Below are 11,169 nucleotides of genomic sequence, written 5' to 3' on the forward strand. Positions count from 1 at the left end.
TAGCGCTCGGGTAACACTCCGGACACCCGTGATGTTCCTACCCCACCAACCATGATCCACAAGACAGGCCCTAGTGCGCTACGTGTCCCTGACTCCTATGACGACCCTGATGGCCTGGCTGCCAACGGAGGTCACCTGGCTAACACCTTGCGACGGTTGGCGGATGAGACCGGCAATGACGACAGGCCGGAAGGGGCACTGAACGACCTCTCCGCCGACTTGGCCGCCGTCATCCCGGGTGTCATACGGGTTCGCCTCGCTGAGGACGAGGCACGCCGGCAGCGACAGGTGGAGGTGCTTACTCGAGAGGAGGCGCCGTTCTCCGCCAGGGTGGCCTCCGACGGGACGCTGCGGGCGATCGCTCTCCTGGCGGCACTTTACGACCCCAGGGGCGCGGGCCTTATCTGCTTCGAAGAGCCTGAGAACGGCATTTTTCCGCAACGGCTCGCGCAGTTTGTCAGGTATCTCCGGAACCTCGTCGAACGGGCCATCGACGCGAGAACCGAGGGTGCTGCTCTGACTCAGCTCATCTTAAGCAGTCACTCGCCGGCGATCCTGCGGGCGTTGGAACCTGCGCAGGCCCGGACGCGGACCGACGCGGTCTTCATGGATGTCGTCAGTCGCGTCCAGCGTGGCCAGGCCCGCAGTCGGGTCAGCCGATGGAGAGCGATCGCAGGGGCTCAACAACTCACGATTGACGACGCAATGGACGTCGGAAGCGTGGTGAGCCCGAGAGAGATTGCTGAGTTCGAGGTCATGGCGGGGTTGGACAACTGATGCGTTACCTGACCTCCGCGTTGATCTCCGAGGGAGTCACCGATGACCAGTTTCTTCCCAGGTTGCTTGCCAGGGCGTTGACCGAGATCTGCTCGACCGAATTTGAGGACGCGGTTGAGGTCGCTGACGTCCAGCCGTTACGCGATCGGAGGGGCCCGTGCTCCGTAGCTGATGTCATTGGACTCGTGGAGCAGAACCCAGCAAGCTTCTCCCTGATCTTCTTCCATCACGATCAAGGTTCCAACGCCGAGCGGACTGCTGCAGAGTGGCTGCGACCGCTGCGTGAGCTGTGGGGGGAGCGTGCGGAGCAACTGGTAGCCGTGGTTCCGGTGCGCGAGACGGAGGCATGGCTTCTCGCGGATGGTGATGCGTTGCGAAATGCCCTCGGGGTCAGATGGACAGATGCTGAGATGGGACTTCCTGCACAGCCGCGACTGGCGGAGCGAGTGGCTGATCCCAAGAGCGCACTCAATAGTGTGATGGACCGGGTGAGCCGCACAACGACGGATCATTATGGCCAACTCGGTGAGCTGGTTTCGCTGGCTCGTCTGCAGAGAGTGCCCGCGTACCAACGGTGGTGGAGTGACACGCGCCACGCGCTGGAGCGGCTGGGTTACCGTTCGGCGTGAACGAAAGTCGTTGCGAGTCCGTCTCCTCGCCTCTGGGTGACGCGTGTCGTGCCCTGTCCCGGCCGCGTCGGCGCGAGGCCGCCGTCCCGCCCTGGTCGACGGATCGACCATTTTCCGTATTCGTCATGCTCGGCAGGTACCCCCAAGGCTGTCACTGGCAAGCCGGTCTCGGTGATCCTCAGGGGATCGGAAACCCGAACGACGCTGGGAGCGGCAACGCCATTAGGCTGGACAGGTTCTGTCCGGATCGCGCCTGGAGCGTCTCATGACCACGACACTGCCCGCGTACGACGAGGTCGTCGCGCGCTACGAACCGGTGATCGGCCTGGAGACCCACGTCGAGCTGGGCACGAACACCAAGATGTGGTGCGGCTGCCCGACCGACTTCGGTGGCGAGCCGAACACCCGGGTCTGCCCGGTGTGCCTGGGCCTGCCCGGGTCGCTGCCGGTGGCCAACAAGGCCGCCATCGAGGCGATCATCCGGATCGGCCTGGCGTTGAACTGCTCGATCGCCGAGTGGTGCCGGTTCGCCCGGAAGAACTACTTCTACCCGGACATGCCGAAGAACTTCCAGATCAGCCAGTACGACGAGCCGATCTGCGTGGACGGCTACCTGGACGTCGAGGTGAACGGCGAGACGGTCCGGATCGAGGTCGAGCGGGTGCACCTGGAGGAGGACACCGGCAAGACGCTGCACGTCGGCGGTGCCACCGGGCGGATCCACGGCGCGACGGAGTCGCTCGTCGACTACAACCGGGCCGGCATCCCGCTGGTCGAGATCGTCACCAAGCCGGTCGTGGGCACCGGGGCGCTCGCCCCCGAGGTGGCCAAGGCGTACGTCGCCGAGCTGCGCGACGTGATCCGTACCCTCGGCGTCTCGGACGTGCGGATGGAGGAGGGTTCGCTGCGCTGCGACGTGAACACCTCCCTCAACCTGCCGGGGCAGGAGTGGGGCACGCGCACCGAGACCAAGAACGTCAACTCGCTGCGGTCGGTGGAGCGGGCGGTCCGCTCGGAGATGCTGCGGCAGGCGGCGGTGCTCGACGCGGGCGGCCGGATCACCCAGGAGACCCGGCACTTCCACGAGGACAGCGGTGACACCACGCCGGGCCGCTCGAAGGAGACGGCCACCGACTACCGGTACTTCCCGGAGCCGGACCTGGTGCCGGTCGCCCCGGACCCGGCCTGGGTCGCCGAGCTGAAGGCCGCCCTGCCGGAGCTGCCCCGGGTGCACCGGCGTCGGCTTCAGCAGCAGTGGGGCCTGTCCGACCTGGACATGCAGTCGGTGCTCAACGCCGGCGCGGTCGAGCTGATCGAGGCCACCGTGGCCGCCGGCACCACCCCTGCGGCGGCCCGCAAGTGGTGGCTGGGCGAGCTGTCCAGGCGGGCCAACGAGAGCGGCGTGGAGCTGGCCGACATCGGGGCCACCCCGGCGCAGGTCGCCGAGTTGCAGGGCCTGGTCGACGCCGGCAAGCTCAACGACAAGATGGCCCGTACGGTGCTGGAGGGCGTGGTCGACGGTGAGGGCTCGCCCACCGAGATCATGACCAGCCGGGGCCTGGAGGTCGTCTCGGACACCGGCGCGCTCACGACCGCCGTGGACGAGGCCATCGCCGCCAACCCGGGCATCGCCGACAAGATCCGTAGCGGCAAGGTCGCGGCGGCCGGCGCGCTGGTCGGCGCGGTGATGAAGTCGACCCGTGGTCAGGCCGACGCCGCAGCCGTCCGCACGCTGATCCTGGAGCGCCTCGGCGTCCAGGGCTGAGATCCACCCGGAAGGCCGCCGCCGCGACCCGGCGGCGGCCTTCCGTCACCCCCTGTCGACCACGCGGCCACCCCGCACCCCTCGTCGAGGGCGTCGTCGACGCCCGAATGGAGCCACCGTGACCCAGCACGACCTTGACGTCCTCGACGAGATCCAGCGGCGGGTGCTCTGGCTCGCCACCCGGATCGTGGACGCCGCCAACCACGACCGGAACACCGGCGACGGTGTGAAGGTCGGCGGCCACCAGGCGTCCAGCGCCTCGCTGGTCACCGCGATGACCGCGCTGTGGTTCGCGCACCTGGACGCCGAGGACCGGGTGGCCGTCAAGCCGCACGCCTCGCCGGTGTTCCACGCCATCCAGTACCTGCTCGGCAACCTGGATCGGTCGTACCTGCCCCGGCTGCGGGAGCGTGGTGGCCTCCAGTCGTACCCGTCGCGCACCAAGGACCCGGACGAGGTGGACTTCTCCACCGGGTCGGTGGGCCTGGGCGCGGCGGCGCCGCTCTTCGCCGCCGTCACCCGCCGCTACGTCGACGCGCACTTCGGGGCACGGCCGCACTCCCGGTTCGTGGCGCTGATCGGCGACGCCGAGCTGGACGAGGGCAACATCTGGGAGGCGGTGGCCGACCCGGCGACCACCGGTCTCGGCAACGTCATGTGGCTCGTCGACTTCAACAGGCAGTCGCTGGACCGGGTGGTCCCCGGCATCCGGATCAACCAGTGGCGGGGTCAGTTCGAGGCGGCCGGCTGGCACGTCGTGGAGGTCAAGTACGGCCGTAGGCTCGCCGAGGCGTACGCCCGGCCCGGCGGCGAGGCGCTGCGCGACTGGATCGACGCGATGCCCAACGAGCAGTACCAGTCGCTCTTCGGGCTGACCGGCGACACGTTGCGCAAGCAGTTCCTGGACGGCGCGCCGGCCGAGGTGGACGCCTTCGTGGAGGGGATCACCGACGAGGACCTCGGCCCGCTCGTCACCGACCTGGGCGGGCACGACCTGTCCGCGATGCTCGACGCGTACGCCCAGTGCGACGCGGTCACCGACCGGCCCAGCGTCGTCTTCGCGTACACCGTCAAGGGTTGGGGGTTGCCCATCGCCGGCAATCCGCGCAACCATTCCGCGCTGCTCAGCACCGAGCAGGTCGAGACGCTGCGCGCCGCGCACGGGTTGACCCGCGACACCGAGTGGGACCGCCTCGACCCGGCGTCCCCGGCCGGCATCCGGGCCGGCGCCCGCCGGGAGGCGCTGTCCCGCGCGCCCCGCGAGCGCGCGCTGGGGGTCACCGTCCCGGAGAGCACGGGAGTACGCGCCAACAAGCCGATCTCGACACAGGAGGTGTTCGGTCGGGTGCTCGTGGACCTGGCGCGGGACCGGGAGGTGGGCCGTTACCTGGTCACCACCGCCCCGGACGTGGCCACCTCCACCAACCTCGCCGGATTCATCAACAAGACCGGCGTGTTCGCCCCCACCGAGCAGCGTTCCTGGACCGAGGACCGGATGCTGCGCTGGACCGAGAGCCCCACCGGGCAGCACATCGAGCTGGGCATCTCGGAGATGAACCTGTTCCTGCTGCTCGGCCAGCTCGGCCTCTCCTGGGACCTGTCCGGGCAGCCGCTGCTGCCGGTGGGCACGGTCTACGACCCGTTCGTGCTGCGCGGCCTGGACGCGTTCCTGTACGGCACGTACTCCGGCTCGCGGTTCGTGGTGGCCGGCACGCCGTCGGGCATCACCCTGGCCCCCGAGGGCGGCGCCCACCAGTCCACGATCACCGCGTCGGTGGGGCTGGAGCTGCCCGGGGTGACCTTCGTCGAGCCGGCGTACGCGGGCAGCCTCGACTGGCTGCTCTGCGACGCGCTCGGGCAGATCGCCGCCGGGGCGACCCCGGCCGCGACGGCCGCACCCGCCGAGGACGGCGCGTACTACTTCCGCCTCAGCACCCGTCCACTGGACCAGGCGCCGTTCGAGGCGGCCCGGGCCCGGCTCGGTGACGCGGTGCTGCGCCGGCAGGTGGTCGCCGGGGCGTACCGGCTCGTCGACGCGCACCAGGCGTACCCGCACCTGGCCGACGCCCCGGTGGTGCAGCTCGCTGCCTCCGGCGCGGTGCTACCCGAGACGCTGGCCGCCGCGGCGGAGCTGGCCGAGGAGGGCATCGCCGCGCACGTGGTGGACGTGACCAGCCTGGACCGGCTCTACCGGGCGTGGCAGCGCACCCTGCGCCAGGGCGTACGGACGGCGACCGTGCCGAGCGTGCCGGGCACCCTGCGGTCCGCGTTCGCCGACCGGGTGCCGGTGGTGACCGTGCACGACGCGGCGTCGCACGCGATGGCCTGGCTCGGGTCGGCGCTCGGCGCCCCGGCGGTGCCGCTCGGGGTGGACGAGTTCGGCCAGTCCGGCAGTGTGGCCGACCTGTACGAGCTGCACGACCTGCTGCCCGGCAGCATCGTCAACGCCGCCCTGGCCGCGATCGCCCTGCGCTGACCTCGCCCTCGAGGGGTGGGCTTCGGGCTCCGCAGGGCAGGCGGGCGGGCACCGCCGAGTCGGCGGGTGGGCAGGCGGCAGCTCGCGCTCAGCGGGTCGGGGTGGGGGTGACCGAGGCGGGCGCGCCGGCGTTCGGGTCCTGCACGATGTGGCGTTCCAGGTTGACCTGGGCCTGGCCGGTGCCGCCGACGGTGATGTCGTCGTACGCCTGGAGCATCTTCTGCTGGTCGAAGTAGAGCACGGTCATCGACAGCGGGGTCGGCTTCTCACCCTCCAGGCCGCGCAGCCCGGCCCCGCCGGTGGAGCCCTCCACGAACAGGGCGGTGGGCTGCTGGCCGGGTGCCTGCGGCAGCTTGGAGACCTGCCGGGCGTGCGTGTGCCCGGCCAGCACCAGCGGGCAGGTGCCGGCGAGTGGCCCGGCCGACGCCGGGTCGTGCACGAGGGCGATGTTGACCGGCCGTGGCGAGCTGCGGACCGTCGCGGCGAGCTGGTTGCCGGCCCCGATCACCCGGTCGGCCACCTCCTGGGTCAGCCCGCTGCCGGCCGGTGAGGTGTTCTTGTCCGGGGTGAAGCGTGGGTCGCCGATGCCGGCGATGGTCAGCCCCGCGACCGTGGTCGTCGAGTTGTTGAGCACGATCGCGTTCGGCTGGCGCGCCACCGCGGCGCCGGTCTTACCCGAGTCGTGGTTGCCCCGGATGAACACGTACGGCTTCTTGAGCAGGCTGATCGAACCGACGAACGACGCCTCGGGCTCACTGCCCCAGTCGGTGATGTCGCCGGTGTCGATGACCACGTCGATGCCGAACTGCTCCACCACCGTGCGGATCAGTTGCCAGCCCGTCGGGTTGAGGTGCATGTCGGAGACGTGCAGGACGCGCGTGGTGCCGGGCGCCGGATCCAGCACCGGCAACGCCGACACCGTCGTGTAGAGCTGGCTGACGTTGCCGACGATGCGTTGGAGCTGCTCGGCGTACTTGGTGTAGTCGTTGGCGATGCGGCGGGCGTCACCGACGATCGCCGGCGCGTTGACCAGCAGACCCTCGTAGCGCGGCTCCTCGATAGCCTGCGGGCGCAGGGTCGCGGCGGCCGTGCCGAGGCTGCCGGCGGTGACCAGGAGCGCCAACCCGCCCGCCCACGCCGTACGCCGCATGTTCCGGAAGATCAACGCGGCCAGGATGAGGGTGACCAGCACCGCCGAGGCGAGGGTACGCAGTCCGAGCCGCATCACCCCGGAGCGGACGTCCTCCACGGCGCTCTGGCTGGCCCGACTGATGCTCGCCGGGTCGTCGAGCAGCGCCTCGGTGCGGCCCTGGTCCAGCGCGCCGAGTCGTACGGTGAGGTGCGTCGGCCCGCTGTGGCTGTCGATCAGCAGCGCGCCGAGCGGCGGCACGTCGATGGTCGTCCCGCCGTCGCTGGCCGGGGAGAGGGTGAGGTTGGCCCGGAACGGCCCGATGTCGGTGTTCACCCGACCACCGGCCAGGACCCCGAGCACCGCCCCGGCAAGGGCCACCACCAGCACGGCGAGGACCACGCCCGTGCGCCGCGCCGGTCCACCGGGCCGGCCGATCCGCCGCCGCGACGGGCGCGACGGCTCGCCGCCGGTCACCGGGTCGTCCCGGTCCTCGGCGTCGTCGTGCCGCTCGTCGCGTTGCCAGTCCATGCTGAGATTCTGACCTGCCCGTAAAGGGATCTTGGCAAACCTGGGCGGAAGGTGACGCAGGTCAGCTGCGACCGCCGTCGCCGCCGGCGAAGACCACCCGCAGGAGGCGGTCGTCGTCGGCCGCCGGATCACCCCGCCCGTCGTGGTTGGAGGTGCTCACCCAGAGCGAGCCGTCGGGCGCGGCGGCCACGGCGCGCAGTCGCCCGTACCGGTTGGTCAGCAACTCGCTGGGCTGTCCGAGCAGCGTTCCGGTGTCGGTCAGCTCCATCACCCAGAGCCGTTTACCGCGCAGGCAGCCGGTGACCAGCAGCCGGTCCGCCGCCGCCAGCCCGGAGCAGGACGCGTCGGACGTCGCCCACTGCGTGATGGGGTCGGTGTAGCGCCTGTCGCCGGCCCGCCCCTCGACCTCCGGCCAGCCGTAGTTGCCGCCCTTGGTGATCTGGTTGATCTCGTCCCAGGTGTTCTGGCCGAACTCGACGGCGTACATGCGCTTGGCCGCGTCCCACGCGAAGCCCTGCACGTTGCGGTGGCCGAACGACCACACCGGCGAGCCGGGGAACGGATTGCCCGGCGCGGGCTTGCCGTCGGTGGTGATCCGCAGGATCTTGCCGCCGAGGCTCTTCGTGTTCTGCGCGTTGGGCCGCTCGCCCGCGTCACCCGTGCTGACGTAGAGCTGCCCGTCCGGCCCGAAACCCAACCCGCCGCCGTTGTGCACGTTGGCCTTCGGGATGCCGGTGAGGATCGGGGTGGGCTGCCCGCCGAGTTGCAGGCGCGCGACCCGGTTGTCCTGCTCGGCGGTGTAGTAGACGAAGACCGTCCGGTCCCGGGCATAGCCGGGGGAGGCGGCGATGCCGAGCAGGCCGCCCTCGCCCGCCGCTGCCACGACGCTGATCGTCTGCGCGACCCGGACGCGCATCCCGTCCGGGCCGGACTCGGGGCCCACCTGGAGAATCCGGCCACTGTCCCGCTCGGTGACCAGCGCGCCGCCGTCGGGCAGGAACGCGATGGCCCACGGCACCCGCAGCCCCTTGGCCACGACGGTCGTCACCGCCTGCTGGCCCGCACCGCCGGCGTTCGCCGACGACGACGGGGTCGGCAGGTTGGGCGGCTCGCCCGCCGGATCGGGTTCCGGCTCGCCGAAACTGCAACCCGAGGCGAACAGCAGCACCGTGCAGGACGCTGCGAGGACCGCCCGGAGGCGACGGACGCGAGGGTACGGGGGACGGGCTCTCACCCGGCCCAGGGTAACCCGCCGGACGGGCCGGCCGGGTCCGACGGACGGTCCACCGCTCGCAGCGGGAACGCTCAGCGGGCTCGGACGGCCAGCAGCGCCGTGTCGTCCTCGCGGTGCTGGATCGCGGCGAGCAGCAGGTCACACAGGTCGTCCAGGGGCACCGTCTCGGTGCCGGCCAACCGCGCCACCAGCTCGGCGAGCCCGTCGTCGATGGACCGGTCCCGCCGCTCGATCAGCCCGTCGGTGTAGAGCAGCAGCGTGTCGCCGGTGGCCAGGCTGGTCGACTGACTGGTCCGGGGGGTGGGCCGGGCCAGGCCGAGCAGCGGCTCCGGCGTCGCTTCGAGGACGTCCACCGCGCCGCCGGCGCGGACCACCAGCGCCGGCGGGTGTCCGGCGTTGCACCACGTCACCTCGCGGACGCCGGAACGACCCGGGCGGATTCGGACCAGCGTGGCGGTGGCCGCGATGGGCAGCCGCAGGCCGCGGATCGCGCCGTCCAGGTGGCTCATCAGCGCCCCGACCGCGTCCGGCCGGCCGAACGCGTTGCCGCGCACCAGGTTGCGGAGCTGACCCATGGTCGCCGCCGCCTCGATGTCGTGCCCGGCCACGTCCCCGATCGCCGCGATCAGGTCGCCGTCGGGCTGCACGAAGGCGTCGTACCAGTCACCGCCGACCTCCACCCGGTCGGCCGCCGGCTGGTAGCGGGCCGCCAGCTCCAGCTCCGTCACGTGCGGCAGCCGCGGCAGCATGCTGTGTTGCAGGACCTCGGCGACGTGCCGCTGCTCCCCGTACATCGAGCTGTTGCCGATGGCCTGCCCCGCCCGGCGGCCGATGTCCACGGCGGTGAGCAGGTCGCGGTCGTCGAACTGCTGCCGGCCGGGCGCGTTGATCAGGGTGATCGCGCCCAACACGGTCCCCCCGGCGGCCCGCACCGGCACGCTGAGGTAAGAGCCGAGGCCCAGCCGCTCGGCGATCGCCGGCATCTCCGGATCGGTGGTGCCCCGGGCCACGTCGTCCGGCGACGCCACCCCGCCGAGCCGGGGCTGGCCGGTGCGCAGCACCTCCCGGATCACCGAATCCTGGCCCAGGCCGGTACGCATCAGCTCGGCGAAGCGGCCGACGTCCGGTGTCCGGGCACGGTCGCGGTGCACCGCGACCACCTCCCGGGGCTGCCCGGACGGGCCGACCAGGGTGAGCAGGCACCAGTCGGCGAGCAGCGGCACCATGGTGGCGGCGAGCCGGCGCAGCGATGTGCCCACGTCCAGCGTGCCGGCGAGGGTCTCGCTCACGCCGGCCAGCAGCTCCAGCCGTTCGTGCGCCCGGACGACCCGACGACGCCCCTCCTGCGCACCGTCCAGCGCGATCCGCAGGCGCAGCTCCGACGAGCAGGCGGCGGCCAGGTCGGACAGCGTCCGCAGCTGCCCGGCGGTCCACGCCCGGGGCTTGTTGTCGATGGCACACAGCGAGCCGAGCACCCGGCCGGAGAGGTCGGTCAACGGCATTCCGGCGTACGCGACGACGCCGAGGTCGTCGATGGCCAGGTTGTCCCGTACGCGGGGGTAGAGCCGGGCGTCCGGCAGCACCATCGGCACCTCGATGTCCACCACGTGCTGGCAGAACGAGTGGCTCAACGGCGTCTGCCGATGCTGCGACCACGGCTCGGGCAGCCCCACCGCGCCCGGAAAGAACTGTCGGTCGGCGGAGACCAGCGAGACCAGCGCGACCGGTACCTCCAGCAGGTCACTGACCAGTCGGGCGAACCGGTCGAACGCCTCGTCCGGGGCGGCGTCCAGGCCTGTGTCGGCGAGCGCACGCAGTCGCGCCGCGTCGCCGAGCGCCCCGGGCGGGGTGGTCGAACGTCGCGTGTTGGCGGGGGAGCCGTCCGTCATCGAGCACCTGTCTGCCGGGGCGGAGGACGACCGGCCCTCCAACAATTGGTTATACCTCGTCAGGGCCGGAACCGAACACCTGTGCGTCGCGTCGCGCCCGCTCCACCGCCGCGTACCGCCCCCGGTGGCGTCGGTTCACCGCCGTGCGCGCGCCGGCCGTCGCGTCGGCGGCTATCGTCGGCGGACGTGAAGGTATGGATTCCGCACCAGGCTGGCCTGGACCTCGTCGGCGAGCTGCCCCCGGGCGTGACGGTGGAGATCGCCGACCACGCCGACCGCCTGCCGTCCGCCGTGGCCGACGTCCGTTTCTGGGTGCCGCCGTTCCTGAGTGGCTCGGACGCGACCGCTCTGCTGGGTGAGCTATCCGACCTGGAGGTGGTGCAGCTGCTCTCCGCCGGGGCGGACGCCTGGGTCAGCCGAATCCCCGAGGGCGTCACGCTCTGCGACGCCCGGGGGGTGCACGACCCGTCCACCGCCGAGTGGGTGGTCACCGCGATCCTGGCCCAGCTGCGGGCCTTCGGAGCCTTCGCCCGCGCGCAGGCGCAGCGACGATGGGCGTACGACGGCAACGCGCCGACCGACGAGCTGACCGGCAAACGGGTGCTGATCGTCGGCGCCGGTTCCATCGGCACTGCGGTGCGGGACCGGCTCGCGCCGTTCGGGGTTATTGACCCGTAAGGCAAATAGTTGATGGTCAGGAGGCGGCGTAGCGGACTTCGGGCTTGCGGAACAAGGATTT

At 71.5% G+C, this 11,169-nt stretch carries 7 protein-coding genes and 1 pseudogene; 5 read left to right on the forward strand and 3 right to left on the reverse strand.

Annotation, left to right across the window (positions count from 1 at the left end; genetic code table 11):
• Window positions 1-156: 156 nt before the first annotated feature.
• The 4 genes from ACLQ24_RS26280 to ACLQ24_RS26295 all read left to right on the forward strand — a co-directional run bounded on the left by ACLQ24_RS26280 (window position 157) and on the right by ACLQ24_RS26295 (window position 5,647).
• Window positions 157-777, forward strand: coding sequence for an AAA family ATPase (locus ACLQ24_RS26280; RefSeq protein ID WP_425894382.1), 621 nt, complete (start codon window positions 157-159; stop codon window positions 775-777).
• Window positions 777-1,406 carry a DUF4276 family protein gene (locus tag ACLQ24_RS26285; RefSeq protein ID WP_425894383.1) on the forward strand — a complete coding sequence of 210 codons (630 nt, stop codon included), beginning with the start codon at window positions 777-779 and terminating at the stop codon, window positions 1,404-1,406. Before ACLQ24_RS26280 ends, ACLQ24_RS26285 begins: the two co-directional genes overlap by 1 nt.
• Before the next feature lie 265 nt (window positions 1,407-1,671).
• The gene (gene gatB / locus ACLQ24_RS26290; RefSeq protein WP_425894384.1) at window positions 1,672-3,171 is read left to right on the forward strand and encodes an Asp-tRNA(Asn)/Glu-tRNA(Gln) amidotransferase subunit GatB; all 1,500 of its coding nucleotides are present in this window, start codon (window positions 1,672-1,674) and stop codon (window positions 3,169-3,171) included.
• Between the two features lie 118 nt (window positions 3,172-3,289).
• Window positions 3,290-5,647, forward strand: a complete 2,358-nt coding sequence (locus tag ACLQ24_RS26295; RefSeq protein ID WP_425894385.1) for a transketolase-like TK C-terminal-containing protein — start codon at window positions 3,290-3,292, stop codon at window positions 5,645-5,647.
• Window positions 5,648-5,735: 88 nt separating this feature from the next.
• Here ACLQ24_RS26295 and ACLQ24_RS26300 read toward each other — a convergent pair whose 3' ends face one another.
• From ACLQ24_RS26300 to ACLQ24_RS26310, 3 genes are all read right to left on the reverse strand, one after another.
• Window positions 5,736-7,307: a metallophosphoesterase gene (locus ACLQ24_RS26300; RefSeq protein WP_425894386.1), complete on the reverse strand. Its 1,572-nt coding sequence runs from the start codon at window positions 7,305-7,307 to the stop codon at window positions 5,736-5,738.
• Window positions 7,308-7,368: 61 nt separating this feature from the next.
• Entirely contained in the window at window positions 7,369-8,541 is a 1,173-nt protein-coding gene (locus ACLQ24_RS26305) for a PQQ-dependent sugar dehydrogenase (protein WP_425894387.1), read from the reverse strand.
• Between the two features lie 71 nt (window positions 8,542-8,612).
• On the reverse strand, window positions 8,613-10,430 hold the full coding sequence (locus tag ACLQ24_RS26310) for a SpoIIE family protein phosphatase (RefSeq protein WP_425894388.1): 1,818 nt from the start codon (window positions 10,428-10,430) through the stop codon (window positions 8,613-8,615).
• 186 nt (window positions 10,431-10,616) lie between these two features.
• Between ACLQ24_RS26310 and ACLQ24_RS26315 the strand changes: the two are divergent.
• A pseudogene (locus ACLQ24_RS26315) lies at window positions 10,617-11,096 on the forward strand (NAD(P)-dependent oxidoreductase); the annotation flags it as partial.
• Window positions 11,097-11,169 lie beyond the last annotated feature (73 nt).

This window comes from Micromonospora sp. DT4, from assembly GCF_049841675.1.
Lineage (GTDB): Bacteria > Actinomycetota > Actinomycetes > Mycobacteriales > Micromonosporaceae > Micromonospora.